16 protein-coding genes are annotated in these 17,020 nt (G+C 47.4%); 6 read left to right on the plus strand and 10 right to left on the minus strand.

Annotation, left to right across the window (positions count from 1 at the left end):
• Nucleotides 1–617: 617 nt before the first annotated feature.
• A complete protein-coding gene (locus tag WC647_16130) occupies nucleotides 618–830 on the minus strand; it encodes a hypothetical protein (protein ID MFA6223834.1) in 213 nt (70 codons plus the stop codon).
• A 694-nt stretch (nucleotides 831–1,524) separates the two neighbouring features.
• Between WC647_16130 and WC647_16135 the strand changes: the two genes are divergently transcribed.
• On the plus strand, nucleotides 1,525–1,713 hold the full coding sequence (locus WC647_16135) for a hypothetical protein (GenBank protein ID MFA6223835.1): 189 nt from the start codon (nucleotides 1,525–1,527) through the stop codon (nucleotides 1,711–1,713).
• Between the two features lie 103 nt (nucleotides 1,714–1,816).
• Here the strand turns inward: WC647_16135 and WC647_16140 are convergent, their stop codons facing one another.
• The gene (locus WC647_16140) at nucleotides 1,817–2,281 is read right to left on the minus strand and encodes a methyltransferase domain-containing protein (GenBank protein ID MFA6223836.1); all 465 of its coding nucleotides are present in this window, start codon (nucleotides 2,279–2,281) and stop codon (nucleotides 1,817–1,819) included.
• A 19-nt stretch (nucleotides 2,282–2,300) separates the two neighbouring features.
• On the opposite strand from WC647_16140, the gene WC647_16145 reads away from it, so the two are divergent.
• From WC647_16145 to WC647_16155, 3 genes are all read left to right on the plus strand, one after another.
• Complete coding sequence (locus WC647_16145) at nucleotides 2,301–2,474, plus strand: hypothetical protein (protein ID MFA6223837.1); 174 nt, start codon at nucleotides 2,301–2,303, stop codon at nucleotides 2,472–2,474.
• A gap of 473 nt (nucleotides 2,475–2,947) precedes the next feature.
• Nucleotides 2,948–3,238, plus strand: a complete 291-nt coding sequence (locus WC647_16150) for a nucleotidyltransferase domain-containing protein (GenBank protein MFA6223838.1) — start codon at nucleotides 2,948–2,950, stop codon at nucleotides 3,236–3,238.
• Nucleotides 3,231–3,602 (plus strand): HepT-like ribonuclease domain-containing protein, encoded by a 372-nt coding sequence (locus WC647_16155; GenBank protein ID MFA6223839.1) that lies wholly within the window; start codon nucleotides 3,231–3,233, stop codon nucleotides 3,600–3,602. The genes WC647_16150 and WC647_16155 overlap by 8 nt, the downstream gene beginning before the upstream one ends.
• 565 nt (nucleotides 3,603–4,167) lie before the next feature.
• Here the strand turns inward: WC647_16155 and WC647_16160 are convergent.
• The gene (locus tag WC647_16160) at nucleotides 4,168–4,353 is read right to left on the minus strand and encodes a hypothetical protein (protein ID MFA6223840.1); all 186 of its coding nucleotides are present in this window, start codon (nucleotides 4,351–4,353) and stop codon (nucleotides 4,168–4,170) included.
• Nucleotides 4,354–5,002: 649 nt separating this feature from the next.
• On the opposite strand from WC647_16160, the gene WC647_16165 reads away from it, so the two are divergent.
• Together WC647_16165 and WC647_16170 are read left to right on the plus strand one after the other, a co-directional pair.
• Nucleotides 5,003–5,203, plus strand: coding sequence for a hypothetical protein (locus WC647_16165; GenBank protein MFA6223841.1), 201 nt, complete (start codon nucleotides 5,003–5,005; stop codon nucleotides 5,201–5,203).
• An 11-nt stretch (nucleotides 5,204–5,214) separates the two neighbouring features.
• Nucleotides 5,215–6,798 (plus strand): hypothetical protein, encoded by a 1,584-nt coding sequence (locus tag WC647_16170; GenBank protein ID MFA6223842.1) that lies wholly within the window; start codon nucleotides 5,215–5,217, stop codon nucleotides 6,796–6,798.
• A gap of 3 nt (nucleotides 6,799–6,801) precedes the next feature.
• On the opposite strand, the gene WC647_16175 is transcribed toward WC647_16170, so the two are convergent.
• The 7 genes from WC647_16175 to WC647_16205 all read right to left on the minus strand — a co-directional run bounded on the left by WC647_16175 (nucleotide 6,802) and on the right by WC647_16205 (nucleotide 16,920).
• A complete protein-coding gene (locus WC647_16175) occupies nucleotides 6,802–7,116 on the minus strand; it encodes a hypothetical protein (protein ID MFA6223843.1) in 315 nt (104 codons plus the stop codon).
• A 9-nt stretch (nucleotides 7,117–7,125) separates the two neighbouring features.
• Nucleotides 7,126–7,395: a hypothetical protein gene (locus WC647_16180; GenBank protein ID MFA6223844.1), complete on the minus strand. Its 270-nt coding sequence runs from the start codon at nucleotides 7,393–7,395 to the stop codon at nucleotides 7,126–7,128.
• Nucleotides 7,396–7,661: 266 nt separating this feature from the next.
• Nucleotides 7,662–8,804, minus strand: coding sequence for a cysteine desulfurase family protein (locus WC647_16185; GenBank protein ID MFA6223845.1), 1,143 nt, complete (start codon nucleotides 8,802–8,804; stop codon nucleotides 7,662–7,664).
• A 12-nt stretch (nucleotides 8,805–8,816) separates the two neighbouring features.
• Nucleotides 8,817–9,014, minus strand: a complete 198-nt coding sequence (locus tag WC647_16190; protein MFA6223846.1) for a hypothetical protein — start codon at nucleotides 9,012–9,014, stop codon at nucleotides 8,817–8,819.
• A 4-nt stretch (nucleotides 9,015–9,018) separates the two neighbouring features.
• Nucleotides 9,019–10,506, minus strand: a complete 1,488-nt coding sequence (gene brxL / locus WC647_16195; protein MFA6223847.1) for a BREX system Lon protease-like protein BrxL — start codon at nucleotides 10,504–10,506, stop codon at nucleotides 9,019–9,021.
• An 11-nt stretch (nucleotides 10,507–10,517) separates the two neighbouring features.
• Nucleotides 10,518–12,758: a BREX-4 system phosphatase PglZ gene (gene pglZ, locus WC647_16200; protein ID MFA6223848.1), complete on the minus strand. Its 2,241-nt coding sequence runs from the start codon at nucleotides 12,756–12,758 to the stop codon at nucleotides 10,518–10,520.
• A gap of 1 nt (nucleotide 12,759) precedes the next feature.
• Entirely contained in the window at nucleotides 12,760–16,920 is a 4,161-nt protein-coding gene (locus WC647_16205) for a hypothetical protein (protein ID MFA6223849.1), read from the minus strand.
• Nucleotides 16,921–17,020: the final 100 nt, after the last annotated feature.

The following is a 17,020-nucleotide window of genomic DNA, read 5'->3' on the forward strand; positions in this document are numbered from 1 at the left end:
TTCCCGGCAGTTGAGAATATCTTATTTGCTCGTCTTGTGTTCTTTTTTCCCCCGATGTCAGCTTTCCGACTCAGGAGGGCTCCCACCTCATTAAACCCCTCTGAAGAACGAAAGTTTCGATATTACGGACCAGGCCGGCGAACGCCGGCGCCTGCCAGTTCCCAGGGTCATATCCAGAAAATCCTACGAGCGATCTTCCCAGTTACACTACAAAGCGATTCTCATAGATTGAAACGAGCTTGTCGGATTTGGAGGAATTAACTTTGGTGGTGGCCAGGAAAACGTTCCACTACCAGCACGGTGTAGTTGCTGATCTCATGAGTGAGTTCCGCCCACCTCACGATAAACGATTCGCTATCTGTAAATTTCTTTCCTGTGACGCACGCCGGATATGATTATTTGATGAGCCTTAGAGTCAATTCGATAGACGATTCTATAATCACTGTAGCGAACCCGATAAGATTCATCGGTAGTAGATAGTTTCTTACAACCTTTAGGGTATGGATTGTGTCCGAGGGATTTAATTCTATCAAGAATCGGTGTCAGAAAATTTTTTTGGCAATAACAAAAGCTGCTTGTGGATATTCTTATCGACTATTACGCTATAAGTCGGCGGATCAATCGACACCTAGAAGGGCCTCTAGCTCGTCCAGAGTGTAAGTCCCATCTTGCTTGACTCTCTCGATTGATTTCACAGCCTCAATATAATCAATTCGATCCTCATTATCCGTCAAAGCGTCAAATTCCGCCTGATGTATGGAATCATCAAATTTATGAGTAACTAACCCTTCGACATCAATTGTCATGTCCCTCGCAAGAACTGCGTTCATAGCAACTCCTTATAAAGTAATTTTAGACATTTTGTTGTCCTCCGTCAAACGATTTCAGATTCAATGTCATGGGAGTGAGAAAATTCCCAACTCAAAAAGTAGCTGTGGAATCCCAACCGTTCAAAAAGTAGCTGTATTTCTTCAGGGGCCATTTCTACGATTAAGCGACCGTGTTCATCCCTGTTTTCTTGTGAAGGCAGGGTTCGGATCGAACCTGATAGAAATAAAATGCCATCTGGCGCAACGAGATCGCGAATTTGGGAAGCGAACTCAAACAGATACTGCAATTAGAAATGCAGCGTCCCGACCCGAACCGCATCCTGTCTCCAGGACACAAACTTTTTCCGGTAAAAACCGAAGAAGTAGGCTGTGGAATATCGACATATCAGTCGTTTCATAAAATTCGGACAATTTTTCAGCGTTTTCGTTGCAGAAGTGTATTGTTGATCAGTCCATGAGACATGGCTCCAATAATGGCAAAATTCTTTAGCAAGCCTGGGACTGTGAATTTAGAATCAGAGATGTTTAGTGGCGCCAAGCATTGAATTTAAACACATGTTTCCTGATCAACATCATTGAGTGGCTTCTCCGGATCGGTTATAGTGATGAGTCTGATGATGAAGAAATTGTTAACGCATGGCGCCAACCTTTCTTGTAATGTGAAGTAGCTGATTAACAGAGGAGAATACTTAAAATGGCCGGACAGGAACAATTTGTTATTGATGCAAAGGGCAAAAAGACTGGAGTTATTTTACCGGTAAAGCATTATCAGAAATTGCTTGAGGATCTGCATGATCTGGCCGTAATCGTTGAACGACGTGAAGAAAACCCCATAAGCTTGGAGGAAATGCAACGGCGGCTCCAGGAAAAAGGAACCTTATAAAGTTGCATTCAAGCCGTCTGTTGAGAAAGACCTTCGCTGTCTTCCCCACACCGTATTGACTCGAGTCCTCTCAAAAATCCAGCAACTTAAGGCTAATCCCGTTTCAAGGGACGCTGTCAAAATTAGCGGAGCGGAACACTATTACAGGGTTCGTGTTGGCGACTACCGTGTGATTTATTCTATAGATAGGGACAAAATGACGATAATAATTCAGTATGTCCGGCACATGGATTATGGTCCCGATGCACACGACCGCTCTGAACTGACGCGACAACAGGCGGTCAGAATCCCGCAGCGGCACACTGGCCGGAATGATGCGACCAGCCAGTTCAGGATGTAGACGCTGGGCGACATCTATCATTTTGGGAGAAGCTTCAATCGCCGTAACGTCGTAACCTTTCGCAACTAAAAAGGCGGCGTCACGGCCGTAACCGCACCCTATCTTCAGGATCCTGGCCTTTTCGGATAAGAACCGGACAGGCAGGGCGTGAATTGCCGATTGTTGATCGTTCCATAAGCAGCGGCTCCAATAATGGCAAAATTCTTTAGCGAGCTTGGGACTGTGAATCTATAGTAAGAGATGTTTAGTGGCGCCAAGCGTTGAATTTAATGCCCTTACTACCTCCTTCAGTTTTGGACTATCAAAGGAGCGCATTAGGCTCAGAGATGAGATTATAAACCAGATAGTCTCTTATCGAGAAAGGATTCAATACCTTGCCGGAATCCTCAAGAAGTCCAGAAATAAGGAAGATCTTTCCTGATCATACAGGCAGGATTATTACAGTTCTAGATGAAAGGCCTCAGGATATTCCATAGTGGAGTCCCTGTGTGACTCATATATGTCCGCCATGTTCTTGGCTCCGTCAGTTCCGACGGTAGCTTCCCAATTTTGCCTGTCTTGCGAATCTCCTTCATTAGTTTCCTCACCTGAGCGTCAGTCGTCTGCAAAACAATGCCCCCTTCCAACAAATTATGGACATCTCTAACAGACAACTACTCACAGAAAGATGCACAAATGCAATTGTCGTTGACGCTCAAGTGTAATTGTCGCTGAACAAGCAGGTTTACCATTCGTTGTGGGTTGATTTTTCTCAAATCTTTTATAATCCGAGGCGTTCCTGTCTCTTGTGCCGCTAAATAAGAACAAGGTTTGGAAAACTGCAACCATTGCACAGATTTCTTGTGGATGACCATGTTAGTGTGTATGATTTAGGTAAGAAAGGGAATACTTGTCATGTCCTCCAATGAAATCCTGTTAATACTGAAAGATTACAAAAAGGAAAAGGGGCACGATTATGGAATCATTGATCTGGGCATTTTTGGTTCCACTGCCCGTGGGGAGGATAATGAAGATAGTGACATAGACGTCGTAATCCGATTTCAAAGACCAAACTTGTTTGACATGGCGGGCATAAAATTCGATTTGGAGGAAAGGCTCCGTAAGACCGTTGATTTAGTGTCATATCGTGAAAACATGAACCTTTTTCTAAAGCAAAGGATTGATAAGGACGCTGTGTATGTATGATAAAGAATTGGTCGTGCAGATCCTTAATCAGATTTTCAATGCCTCATTGACAGTCATGTCTCGTTTTGAACTTGTATCTGATGTGTCCGATTTTTCCGATAGCCCATCAGGCATGGAAAAAATGGATTCTCTTTGTATGCAGCTCATCGTCATAGGTGAGGCCATAAAGAAGCTTGACAAAATCACTGAAGACAGGCTTCTGCCCCAGTATCCGGATGTTGATTGGCGAAAAGCAAAAGGCATGCGAGACATCCTCACACACCACTATGCTGACGTAGACCCCCATGCGGTCTTTTTTACGTGCTCGGACAAAATACCGGTTTTGCACAAAACAATAGGAAAAATTATTGAGGACATTTCCTGATTCAGCCGGTTAGGAGGATTTTTCCATCAACGGAAAAACAATGGCTGAGCGGGATATCCGGATGGTACACCAGGTTATTTCGTGCCTGGAGGCTTTATTTTATGGAGCCTCGGAGGCCCCTCTCTGGCCAATTGACATTCAGATTCAAACGTAGGTTGGACCGTGTCCAACAGTCCCCTTGTCCCCTCGTGGTTTCACCGAGTTCTGGAACTCAGAAGCTGCCCAAAGATCACCCATAGCGTTTCTACGGGCTAGTCTGCGTAACCCATCCAGGGTTAATATGATGCTCTCTCAAGATTAATTTATCTGAGCCTATTTAGAGGCAGGACCAGGATAGCCCTTGGCGTCGCCGTGGGAAGATAGAGTTGGGCGGCCACATCCCGCCCGCCCAACTCTAGCCGCTATGTCATCTCGAGCGAGCGCAGCGACGAGAGATCTTGCGGAGACAGTATGAAGCGAGCCATAGAGTCTTATAAAACAACAGGTTATGACCCGGACAACCATTTTCGTGGCGGCACGAAAATGGTCAGACTGGGCAGCGGGGCCGAACTTGCCATTAAAGAATTCAATCTACAACTTCCGGATCGTCGTGGGAGCGGCGTCCCGACCCGCATCCTATGTCCATGATCCTGGCCTTTTCGGATAAGAACCGGACAAGCAGGGCGTTAATTTCCGACATGTCAGCGGTTTTGTACAATTCGGCTAACTTGTCGGCGTTTTTGTTGTAGTAGTGTATTGTTGATCGGTCCATGAGACATGGCTCCGGGATTGATCATGAATGATGAAGCCAAAAGGACACAGGTATAGGTACATGAGTTGATCTTGACTGATGACGTCAGAAAGATCCATGGAAAGTATGACCAGCTTGTTTCAAATAATCAGAAATGACCACCTATTGATTTTAGATTCAATGCTATGGACTTAAAAACGGCCCGCCAACTTAGAAAGTGTCAATTGCTCCTTAATAGCCTACAGGGCCTCCATGGTCTTGAAAGTTGTCCGTGATTCTTTCTGTTTCTCCTTGTTGTTTTCGCTGTTTCTTATAGCTTAATCGGTTTGGAGCGGCTTATGCGCTTATGTCATTGGCTAATTTTGTTAGACCTTAAAGAGCTAGCGACGGAGATCTGATGTAAGCATCGCTAACGTTCTTGACAATAAAACATGATTGGTGATAACATATTAACATTACATAGCATTACACATATCGCTGATTTTCTTTGCATTCAGGCTGAATGATGAGGTACTGTAGGAACCTGCTGATCGGGCATAGGCAAATTTTCTAGGCGTGCATCACACCGTCACGTGTCCGTTTCGCCGTTGTGGTCGATTGTCAAGGCTTGACGAATGTTTTAATATAAAAATAGGAGCGAACTCCATTGCCGAACATCTGGGAGGTCAACATGCCCCGCAGGATATGCCGTGAACTGAACATCAAGATAGATTGGGATGCGTATGAGCTACAACTTAGACAGCGGTTGGGATCACCCGAGGGAAAACAGGAGCTTGAGACAATTCGGGAATGCTCGCGAGCTGCACGAAAAAGGTTCGAACGAGCCGAGAGGGTTGATGCACAATTAATGAGAAGACCGATGACAAGCTAGGGGCAAGGTAAATGTTGTCTTATCGAGTCCACCGTTATTTTTTTAGGAAACTGGTGGATCTCGTGACGGAGCATAAAGACACCAACAACGCCGCTGTTCATGATAAAGATAACTTGAAGTATTTTGAAAAATATTTCGAAGATGTTAAGGCTGGGACCATAGTTGTTGAGTACCCCTATATTGATCGCGGTTTTATCGAGGATTATGCTGGATATTATTCACGTTGTTTCCACCAATACGAACGGTTCTGCACTCGGCTGCATTTTTTTGATGACACAATATCTACGCGGCAAATCGGCCATTTCTTAAAGTCCCTCCTAAAGATACCTCCTACCGCGGAAGATTCGATGGTGCAAGCGCTCAACAATGCATATTTGGGTTTCTTTGTGGTCAAGCCTCTTCCCAACACTGTGATAGGTCGAACATGTCTGAGAACCTATCCTGAGGAAGATCGACGAAATTACCCAACGATACGCGATTATACCGCAAACTTGTTCGGCCTAGAGTTGAAGGTCCAAACCTTGGCTTTCCAGGAACAAGACCTTACGATCTCCAGATGTGCAACAAGTGCGTTGTGGTCCTTGTTGCAAGCATCTTCTGTACTCTTTCAGCACCAAGAGCTTTCTCCCGTTCAAATAACAACTGCCGCAGCTGTTCGATTCCCTACGGAGACGCGCTATTTGCCTAGTGACGGACTGAGTGGTGTTCAAATCGCCGACGTAATCCGTACCGCTGGTTTAGAGCCTACAGCTATAGACGCCAAAGACGATTATGTACTCAAGAGCACCGTCTTCTCCTACCTGATGGCTGGCATCCCTATAATAATGTGTCTCGCCGTAGGTGAGACACCGGAAGAGACGGAGCGAGAACTGCATGCAGTAACGGTCACAGGGTTCAGTCTCGGAGGACAGTTGACTACCTGCCAGTGCCAATCCGACTGCCAATTCCTCCTAAGAGCATCCAGGATAGATGAATTATATGCTCATGACGACCAGGTTGGTCCTTTTGCAAAAATGGTTTTTGAATCATTTTCCGCAGACGATGATCCGGACGCCCAGCATAAACTGCCTCAACTAATAACCCCTGTTGGAAAAGGTAAATCAAGAACTTCCTGTCCCTTGCTTTTGATCATGCCTCTATACCACAAGATCCGAATTCCCTTTAAAGACGTCTTTCAGGCTACACATGAGTTCGATCATTACTACAGGTTCTATGCACCTGAGAACTTTCCGAAAGATCTCGAATGGCAAATAGCGCTCATAGAAATTAATAGACTAAAAGAGTCCATATTCTGGAATGATGATAAATGCGTAGCGCCAATAAATCGATCAGCAATTCTCAAGAGTCGGCTCCCACGTTTCATGTGGCGGGCTACGGCCTGTTTTGAAGACCAGCCTTTCTTGGAATTGCTATTTGATGCTACTGACATTGAACAGGGAAGGTTGTTCGTTGGTTCAATAGAGTACGACTCCTCACTTCCCAAAGTTCTGGCCAAAATGGCAGAAGAGCTTTTTAGAGAAAAGGGGGCAAACTTCAAAGAAGAACCAGCTGGAGCGGTTTTCTACTGGTACACAGGCGATAGGCGAAAGGGTTAGTATTCAATCAATAGGATCACTGGTTGAGCGCATTTTTTGCAGTTTAGCGCTTGTACCTTTCTGCAATATCTCTCGCCAGATTAGAGGCGATGACGCCCCAATTTGGAATGCCGCCAAGACAGGAAGTGACCTTTCTGTTCCGTCGTATCCAGAACAAATTGCAAAGGCGACCACCACATAGACCATAGATTTTACTAAGAAGGTCAACAATGGGACCCGCTCCGCTGGAATCAGTTTGTACCATTCGGAGAAGTCCCACAATACGTATGTGATTCCGCCCAGAAGACCAAAGCAAACTGATGGCGTGAAAAGATGCATATTCCAATCCTACCCCAACCGATTGGTGAAGAAACTCCGAAATCGTTCGACGAAGGAAGCTTTTTTTTCATAATTAGCTCTCGTGGTAAAGAGTTCTTCTTGATTCGGACCCGGAAAAGAAGACCTGATTACTTCGTCTACGTCATTCTCTATCACACTTTCTACGATTTCAGGTTCTATTCCTGTCTCCTTGGCCACACCTTGCACCGTACGCCATTTGTATTTCGGGTTACCTAATGCACCAATTACTTTGTTTCTTGTGGCTTCGTCGACAACCATTCGCTTCTCCGTGCCTAGTCACTATTTCATGTGGGTTACGATACAAAGTTTATGAGAGCCTTGCAACCTTAAAGCGTACCTTGTTTCCATACAACAATATCGCCTTTGTTGCACCTTTGCCATAGTGTATATTCGTGTGTTACCACCAACAAACGCTATTCCAAATTTCATGTCATCGTGTTGAGCGGACATTACCCCAAAAGCGAGATATGCCTTGCGATCAAACCCTAGTTGCAGGGTTTCATTCCGAAGCCGTGCAAAATGAGTCAGCTTGTTGAGGTGGCGATCTTTTCGTAAGCATCACACACAGCCGCAACTACCTTGCCGACTTCGTCTACACAGTTGTATGTACCGTAAGATATGCGAATCGCCGACTTTGCTTGCTGTTCGGTTAGGCCCAAAGCAAGAAGCACGTGCGACGGCTCGTCTTTACCCGAAGTGCAAGCTGAACTCGTGGACAAGCATACACCTTTCAGGTCAAGCAGGTACATAAGGGATTCACCCGAAACGCCGTCAAAACAAAGATTTACTGTGCCGGGCAGACGGTTCTCACTGTCCCCATTAACTCTCACACGGGGTATCTTATCTTTTATGCCATTCACGGTATCTCTGACCATTGCCTTTAGTCGATTTGCCGTATCAACCATTTCGCGGACACTTTCCTCAATGGCGTAGCCCGCCGCAACGATTCCGGCGATATTCTCGGTTCCGGCGCGAAGACCATGTTCTTGTTTGCCACCGAACACCAATGGCAATAATTCAAAGACAGACCGCTTGTATAAAATTCCCGTGCCTTTCGCCCCGTTGAACTTGTGTGCGGAGGCTACCAAGAAGTCAACTTGCAGGTCGTTTACGTCGACAGGGATATGCCCCACGGCTTGTACGGCATCGACATGGAACAAGATGTCTCTGTCTTTCAATAATCGACCTATCTCCGCAATAGGCTGAATCGAGCCGATTTCGTTGTTGGCAAGCATAATTGACACCAGTCTGGTGTAGGGCTTGATTGCCGCCTTAACATTCCCTGTCGAAACTTGCCCCAATGCATCAACAGGCAAATATGTTACCTCAACGCCCCTCTGTTCAAGTGAATGACAAGCATTCAGGACGGAATGGTGTTCGATTGAAGAGGTAATAATGTGAAACGGCTCATTGCGGTAAGTATCAGCGACACATTTAATCACCCAACTGTTCGCTTCCGAGCCACCGGAGGTGAAGGTGATTTCTGACGGTTCAGCGCCAATGGCAACAGCGACTTGTTTCCGAGCAAGTTCAACGGCGCGTTTTGCTTTTGCCCCAAGCGAATGCTGGCTGGAGGCGTTGCCGTATTGCTCGCGCAGAAACGGTAGCATCTTTTCAAAGACGCTGTCGGATATTTTCGTTGTCGCCGCGTTGTCAACGTAAATCACGGTCTCGCCTTCTCAAAATAATGTGCAGCCTTGCTCTTTGAACTCCTCGATCTTAGCGAGTAGGAACTCAGTATCGATTTCCAAATAATCGGCAAGACAATTAAGGCAATAGAACCGCATTGAATCCTTGTTGAGCAGTTTCTTGGTCAGCCCGATTTCGTTTTTGCTTAGGGCTTTTTTTTCGCAGATATAGCAGCATTTTGTCTCCACGCAATCACCCCGCTTCTTCGGGGTCAGGTCTGACGCTGAACGTAGGGATGTCTCTCCCGCGATACTCCACATCAAGCACTCCCAACTGGTACTTGATGGTATCCCTCATCTTTCGCGCCCTGTCGAGGCAATAACGCTTGAATTCTCGGGCGGTAATATCATTTGCGCTTCGAACCTGCGGGAACAGCAGTTTTAGGTAAGCCGTGGCAATACGTTTGACCGCCTCGGTGTCACGGGTATCTGCCGCTTCTGGGACTTCGATGAGTTCATCCACAATGGCACGGTAACTCATATCATCACGCAGTTCGTGCATAATCGAACAGAAGTATTCCGAGTTTAACGCCCAACCCGCAATCTTGAGGTCGTCGTTCATTCTGGGAATATTCCAACCTTTGATGAAGCCGTGGAAACGCTCAATCAAAGCCGATTCGTGGAACACAGAAGGTAGTTCCTCAAACATATTACCAAAGCCATCCTCGTCCATCGTTTCTTTCTTGATGTTGCCACAGAGAATAACGCCCGCTTCTGCGATTCCCTCGTAGTTGCCGACGGTGAAGATTCCCGATTCCAAGTAGCCCTTCAAAGCGGCGCGCATTTCGTCCACATCGGTAAATGAAATGGTCTGCACTTCGTCAAAGGTGATGAAGTCGTTTCCGGAAACCAAACCCTCGACGCGTTTATTCTGGTCGTAAAACATTTTTGCACGGCTCATAACGCCGCCACTCGAAAGCCATCCAAAGCGGCTGACGCGGCCGAACAGATATGACTTGCCGGTTCCTTTCGGGGCAAGTTCTATAAGATTCAGCCGTTTTTCAACGAACGGAAGGAGACGGGTGAGCATCGTGAGTTTCTTTTCCTCATCACCAAGGTAGCCACTCGCGTTGTAGTCAACCGCACCGAGCAGGACATCGAGCCACTCATTCGTAGTGAACTCACGACGTGCCTCTTTGTAGTAGTCAATATCGATAGTGTAAGGGCAGAAAGTCTTAAAGGCCGTCAGCTTGATTTTTCCACGGCCCGCACTCTTTCCCTTGTTTTTGGAAAACTCAATAGCGTAGTTGTCAGCCTCACGGTAGCCGATCTCAACCATTCCCCAAGTTTCACGGCCTCGAATCAAGTCCTCCTTGCAGTCTTGCCACACGAAATCCTCAATAATTGTGTCCTTGCTCGTCAAACCAAAGTCAGGCAAAGCAAACGATACCTCACCCGTCTTGATGTCGATATCAACCGACACCTTGGCGAGGAACTTCACTCGCTCGTGTTCGATTACCACCTGATTCTTTATTGCTGTCCAGTCGTCCTTCCGCGGCAAGTAAGTTCTTACAAAACGAACTAACTCGTCGGAATCGAAGTAACCGTCCATGTCCTCGAACTTCTTTAAGAGCCAGTCACGCATAAAGGAAGGCAGGCTCAAAGCGGAGAAGAAGTTGCTCTTCTTTAGGTCTTTGTACACAACCATCTCGTCAAAGCAATTCTTGAGTTTCTCAATCATCAGTAGGACCTCTAAAACAAGTCATCAAAAGCGTCATTGACTTTGCCGCTCCTGCCTTGCGCCTTAATTGTAATCTTGTCAATGAGGTCGTCACCCGCGTAAACGTCCGCTGGATATTCGCCTGCCCGTTTTGTGTCGGGCAATTTCACTGAGTAATGGTTCGCGTCTATCTGCGAGGCCGAGTAGCGCTTCGCGTTTAGTACAACAGAAACATTCTTTACAGGTGAGTTGACGAACAGCTCAATCTCCGTGCCGGTTCGGAAGTCTACGGTCACGGTTTCGTCGACCAGCTTAACCGTTATGCTTCTGTCTTTCAGAGACAGTTCAATAACGGGAATGAGGACTTCTTCCAACGATGCCCCACCGTGAACCTCGACATTCGCTGCTCGGCTGCCTTTGAAGCGCCCGTAATCGGCAAGTACGAGGTATCCATTCTCTTCTGCGGCGAACGGGAGGTCATAGGGTTGAAACAGCTTACAGCAACGCCCCGAATGCTCGCCTGTAGTATCGGTGTCGTATTTTTCCTCTTTGCGGCGCAGGACAGCAAGCCGAGATGAGCCGTGGTCGCTTACAATTAGGAAAAGTTTATAATGCCTTTGCGCAAGGTTCGTAGCCGCCTCGTCTATCATTGCAGTGATGATGTCCAGTTCTTTCGCAAGGTGGATGGGCAACGCATTATTAGTGAAATTGTAACCGCCCTTGTCACTGTGTTTGGTATTATCAAGTTCATCGTTCTTATATTTGCGACCTTGCCATGCATCAAAGAAACCTCGGTTGATGGCCGTTATAGTGGGCAGTGCCGCACGGGCGATGTTGACTCGAACCGACAAACCATATTTTTGCGCTAAGATTTCAATTAAACTCAAGTATTCAACGCCAAGGGCATCAAGCCAGTACAGGAAGGTATCGTTCTTATCCACACCGTCCATAATTTCGTCTCGCGTGGGCAGTCGGTTGAACTTACGCGAAAGAGCAAGTTCATCAACTTTTTCCAAGAATTCAGGTTTAATGTTGTTAGCCAGCTTTTGCCGTTTATACGCCTCGAAATACTCCGTCAGCATCTCTGCGAGTTCAGGGCATTTAAAAAGATACTTCTTCAGGTAGGCCGCCAGCACGGGGTAGATACCATCAAGCTGCTGAACCATGTCGTTTTTCGAGAGCCAGGCAATAATTTCTTCACGTTCCGCTTTAGTTCCGTCCGTCAGCTTATAAATGCTTTCGGACACCACTTGCCGGCTATTCACTACAAAGTCTGCGATATCCGACTCAGGGAACTTCTCGACCAGAGTCTTGCGATCACGATAAAACGAGGGGAATCGCTTATCTAGGTGCGGGATATCTATTATCGCGTTCAGGACATTCCTGGCAAAGTCCTCAAAACTACTCGTCTTGTCCAGCACGAACCGAAGATATCCGTTCTGCAACGTGTCTGTTTTGCTCTTCAGGCAAATAAAATAGAGCCAGTTGTGGTAGTCGCTCCCAGCAATGCGAGCATAAAAATCCGACTCCAGGTTATTGCCAAGGCTGTGCTTTTCGAAAAGCCCGTCGAGCGATCCGTTGCTCTGGTTGAGCTCTGCCAGCAACCATGCCCAGCGATCATCGCTTCCGCAGGAACGCGCCAAGGCAAAGCCCCTGCTTAAGAACTTAACACCCTCGTAGGCGTTGCTGATTCGGAATACCGTAAATATCGCCTTATCGAGATTAACAGCCGTGTTCACGACAACAACACCACACCGCCCATTTTCGAGTTCCGCAAGCGTTGCTTTGAAACCCGATAACGCTGACGATCCGATAGACGGGGGGACCAGGGTAAACGATAAGTTGCACTCCGCCTTGTCGACGACGCTTAACCGACGGCTGTCAAAGCGCGGGTCGGTCTGCAATTCAGCAATCAGCGTTGCAAGCCCTCGCAGAAGCAACACGACTTTTGCTCCGCCGACATTATGGTCTTTCAAACGTGACAGGGTGCCTGTTGCCTCATCGCTTCCGCGAAGCGCAAGAAACTCTCCAAGCCCAGTTACAACGAACTTTTTTCCGTTTGCGTTTCCGTCTCCGGCTTGGATGTAGGTGAGGAGTCCATCGATGTCTGGTATTCTGTCGTCGTTGTTACAAAAACGGCTCATTGGAACAAAATCAAACCCTAGTGACGACAACTCATCCTTTGCGGGTATATACTGCTCGTCACTGATGAACAAGAAATAAGGCGTATTGACGGAGGATGTCAGGTATTTCTTTACCGAGTCAATTTGCATTCTATTTCCCGTCTCCATTTGCCAGTATTTCAATTCCGACTGTTATATTGTCCTTGACGAGCCGTTTGAGGTACTGCTTCAATTGGGTGTCGTCCATCGCGTCGATTTTCAGGAGAACCTTGTCGCTGCCGCCGGCGTTGTACTCTGCCTCGGCGAGTTGCTTCACCTTGCTCTTGACCATCGGATTGTCACGCCAATCGTAAATGTCTACGGAAAGGCGGTCGAGCGTGTCCCTGACCTTATCGAGGTCAGGAAGCAACGTGCTGTATTCGCCGACAATATCCCACTGGAATGCAGCGTTCCGCTTCTCTTCATCCGCAAGTATGCCGAAGAGTGTGGTGGATTCGAGGAACGCAAGAGCAGTTTTGATTTCGTAATCCGTCCCAAGGCTTCGGTTGACGGTTTCAAACGCTTTCTTTGCTCTATCGTATTCAGCCGCGGAGACACAACATAGAATAGGAGTCCTGTAGCGGCTCGACCACTCACGCGGGTTTTTCGTTCCTGTCTTGTCTTTCCACAAGCGGAAGAGCTGAGATTTCAACTGGTTCTTGCGGAACTCCCCGGCAGCTTCTTTCACCTTAACGTTACAATCAGTTTTCGGTAACTCAAACAAGCCTGTCTGGAGTTTGCTCTTCACATCGGCGATTTCGTCATGGCTCAGGTCTTCAAGGTAAGGCTCATAGACCTCGGCAAAAGTACGTCTGTCGTTGTTTAGCAATTCTCGGATTTCGTCGCCGTGCGCCACCAACTCCGTATTAAACGCCTTCAACTGTTCGGGCAGGATATCTCCTTGCTTACAGATTTTCAGGAGCGTGACGAGGACTTTTCCCAAGGCGGGATACTTAGCCCGCAGAGCCTCGCATGAGATGCCGATGAACTTCAGACGCTCGCGCCAGTCTTTGTACGCCTCGGTCAGGGAATGCGCATTAGCATTCAGAATTGTGTTGCTCTCTTTGACCACGCCGTAATCGATCAGCAGCCTGCGTATTTCGTCCTCGCCTGTCTGCTTATCCCAAAGGCACGAGTGTTTAACTCCAAACAAGCGGCGTATGTCTGGAAGCACATTGTTTTCAGCACCGATTACTGTTGCAAGTTCCATAATTTTGCCGCCCTCAAAGGAGCGGAGAAACTTGCGCATACCATTCTGGCAGTTCTCGCTTGTGAGCAAGGTGAACAAGCTGTCGGCGATCGAGGGATTAACGGACGCAATTTTTCCGATTTCAACCGCCTTCTTGTGGGCCTCGTTGCCTTCTTTTTGGACAAGTTCAATGTACTTCTGAACCACACCAAAGATGTCGACTGTGTCCACTTCTTCAAGGCACCATACCGGCAGGTTCAGACCGCGCATTTTCGTAGACACGGCTATGGCAGCCTGTCCTGCGGAAGAACATGAATTTGCGGGTATCGTCCACGCCTTTTCGGTAAGTTCATAAAACGCCATTTCGTCGGATGTCATCTTCACGATATAGGTCGGCTTCGGAGACTTGCCGATGTAGTTACCGAGCATCTCCGCAAGTTTGTCCTGCGTCATCTGCTCGTGACCGCCGGATGAGTCGCTGTAGCGGAACGGCTCACTGCCGTACTCTTTCAAAAGGAAACCGGCAATAAACGACGAGAGGTTGCATGGCGCAAAGCCATAGTTTTTCTCAAGGAAGTCGTAGATTTCGCCGATTGAAATCTGCCCGTCGCTGGCAAACGCGACTTCAATGCGCTTGTCTACCGCGATTTTGATTTTCGAGATTCGCAAAGACGCTGTCGCATGGTTTTCCCAATACCTATCGATCTTCCAAACGGTCGGAAGGACGTGCTTCTCGACACCGACAACAACACCGCTTGTGGCCTGCGATATGCCGCACTTTGCTGATGCCTTTGCAGAGGTTAACTTTAGTTGACCTTCTGTAAGGCTCTTGGCGAAATCGAACACATACGGGAATTTGTTCGTTACTATGGTCTGGAGGACGCTTGCTACGCCTTGCACGTTGCCGAGTTTCGCGCCCTCCTGATTTGCGTAGGTGTGAACGACAAACTGACCGTTGTAGATACGGTTTTTCCACTCTTGGTCTAAGACACGTTTTGCTTTATCCGAACTTTCCCGCGACGACGTGTTGTTGCTACCTTGGTAGTACATCGCCATAGCGGTGAAGTCTACATACTGCTCAAATGCCTCTGCACCAAGCGGTGTAGAGAGCGCGTCGATGAATACGATGTTCTCATATTGCTCATCCGCAACCGCAGATTTAAAGGTTTTACGAAAGCTTGCAGCTTCCGCATCGTCTTTGGCAAATGCTATAACGGCGTGGAAATTCCATCCCGAGGCTTTGTCACGCAGGATATTGATTGTTCGTGTAAAGTCTGCGATGGTTACGGGTGTAATTTTGCCAGTTCCATACTCGGACTCAAACCTCAGACGTAGAGCAGGCGAAAGCGACAAGACGGTAGCAAGCCTACCCTCTGTCACCAGTTTCGAGGTTGTGCTGTTTTGTCGTATTTCTTTCTTGTGATTGTCGATTTTGACTTGGTCTCCCGCAAGCACGGCGGCTGCATAGGCATACCGCCCACCGCTTATCGGGGTTGAAACCAGGATGCCTTTTTCCTTAAGCCCTTTCGCAAGGTTGGCGGACTTCGTTCCCTCTAAGTCTGTGATGCCCTCAAAGACATAGCTTATGTTCTGGTCGGTTGCCTTGAAAAGGTCAATCGTGCCGCCCAACCGTTGGTCAATCGCCTGCATTATAAGGATAGCTTTAAGGACAGCCTTCTCATCATCACGCAAATTCTGCTGCTGCGGGAAGGTGTCCAATATCAGGCGAATGTCTGAAGTGAGGTTATCCCTGCCTTTCTCATAGAAGAAGTTCCACAGCATATCCACCGTGAGAAGCTGGTGGTCGTCAAAGGGACCCGTATTCTCAATGAACCATTGGAAGGCCTTCACATCGTCCGTGTTAGAGGATTTAATGAAGTCGAACATGCTCCGCTGGTTGGACTTAAACGCAGAGGCTATGTTTTTTAGGAGCAGAGCGGCCATCGGATGAAGCGGCATAATGTCCTTCATCACCTGTGCGTCGTCAATCTTCGCAACGGCCATCACCCTGGAGCGGGCATTAGTGACTCGGTTGTTCAGGTCCTCGGCGAGAATGTCCCACCCAGGTTTGGCGGCAGGCTTCGGGTTGAAAGCGTGACCGATAAGATCGAATGCGATGTTATCGGGCAGAGCAATGGGGACTGATTTAAAGCGGTCGCTTACCTTAGCTTGATTTCCCCTGTCGTTGTCTTCCAAATATATTTGCTGACGCTCGTGTGTCACCACAATGAAGTAGAAGGGCTTATTCTGAACCAAAGCGGCAATTCTTTGAAACTCCGAAAGGCTCTCGCGGTTGTTCTTGAAGTAATCGGAGAATTCATCCCAAATAAAGACAATCCTTAAGTTGTTGCGGTCGATTATGTCCGTCAGCCAATTAATCAGTCTGTCTGAATCAATGGTCAGTGCGGTTATACCCTCCTTATCTGCAAGACAGAAGATATTATCCACTAAAGACTTAACTTCGCCATTCTTTTGGAGCGTGTTCAGCACTTCATCGGCGTTGGATTGGGAAAATAATGCCCTCCATTCCTTGTCAGAGTTTTGCAAAAGGCTGTCGAACATTAGCTTGTGGTCACTATCTTCCAACCAAGCGATAATGCTCTCTTTAAGCGTGTTCTCTCCATGGTAAGACACATTTTGCTGAAAAAAAGCAGATTTTACGCTTTCTTGAATGGCGAATAACAGGTTTCGCACTGACATGATGCCACCAGAGGCATAACGATGGGCAACTACGATTCCCTTTTTTTTATGACCAATCAGTTTTTCAAGGAGGTCAGTTTTCTTTTTCAGTGGGTCATACTTATCCCAGTAGGCACGGAGTTCGTTTTCGGGTACGGAAAGAATTTTTCGCAGGGCATAGGCGCATTGTGACTTGCCTGTTCCGTATGCGCCCTCTATCCAGAGCGTCTTGCCGTTATTTTGCCGCGCCAGGGCCCGCTCCATCTCAGTGAGCAATTCAATGAACGTGTTGTGGGGATAGGTGTTCTCCCAAGGTGCGCCGGCGTTGATTGCGGCGTCATCGATGCAAGGGAAATACCCCTCATCTAAGTCAAAGTATAGTAATGGTCCAGGAAAAAAGGACATTGGCTTAGGTGCAAGAGCTGCTCTAAATTAATCAAAACAGAAGGAGCAGTAAAAATGGCTAAAGGAAGTAGAAAGAATCACGGGACAGCGTTCAAAGCTA

The organism is Desulfomonilaceae bacterium, from assembly GCA_041662605.1.
GTDB lineage: Bacteria > Desulfobacterota > Desulfomonilia > Desulfomonilales > Desulfomonilaceae > CAJBEZ01.

Excerpts from the sequence above, each read along its gene's own strand:
- WC647_16130 (MFA6223834.1), bottom strand. The coding sequence starts at position 830 with ATGAACGCAGTTCTTGCGAGGGACATGACAATTGATGTCGAAGGGTTA.
- WC647_16135 (MFA6223835.1), top strand. The coding sequence starts at position 1,525 with ATGGCCGGACAGGAACAATTTGTTATTGATGCAAAGGGCAAAAAGACT.
- WC647_16150 (MFA6223838.1), top strand. The coding sequence starts at position 2,948 with ATGTCCTCCAATGAAATCCTGTTAATACTGAAAGATTACAAAAAGGAA.
- WC647_16155 (MFA6223839.1), top strand. The coding sequence starts at position 3,231 with ATGTATGATAAAGAATTGGTCGTGCAGATCCTTAATCAGATTTTCAAT.
- WC647_16160 (MFA6223840.1), bottom strand. The coding sequence starts at position 4,353 with ATGGACCGATCAACAATACACTACTACAACAAAAACGCCGACAAGTTA.
- WC647_16165 (MFA6223841.1), top strand. The coding sequence starts at position 5,003 with ATGCCCCGCAGGATATGCCGTGAACTGAACATCAAGATAGATTGGGAT.
- WC647_16170 (MFA6223842.1), top strand. The coding sequence starts at position 5,215 with ATGTTGTCTTATCGAGTCCACCGTTATTTTTTTAGGAAACTGGTGGAT.
- WC647_16175 (MFA6223843.1), bottom strand. The coding sequence starts at position 7,116 with ATGCATCTTTTCACGCCATCAGTTTGCTTTGGTCTTCTGGGCGGAATC.
- WC647_16180 (MFA6223844.1), bottom strand. The coding sequence starts at position 7,395 with ATGGTTGTCGACGAAGCCACAAGAAACAAAGTAATTGGTGCATTAGGT.
- brxL (MFA6223847.1), bottom strand. The coding sequence starts at position 10,506 with ATGATTGAGAAACTCAAGAATTGCTTTGACGAGATGGTTGTGTACAAA.
- pglZ (MFA6223848.1), bottom strand. The coding sequence starts at position 12,758 with ATGCAAATTGACTCGGTAAAGAAATACCTGACATCCTCCGTCAATACG.
- WC647_16205 (MFA6223849.1), bottom strand. The coding sequence starts at position 16,920 with ATGTCCTTTTTTCCTGGACCATTACTATACTTTGACTTAGATGAGGGG.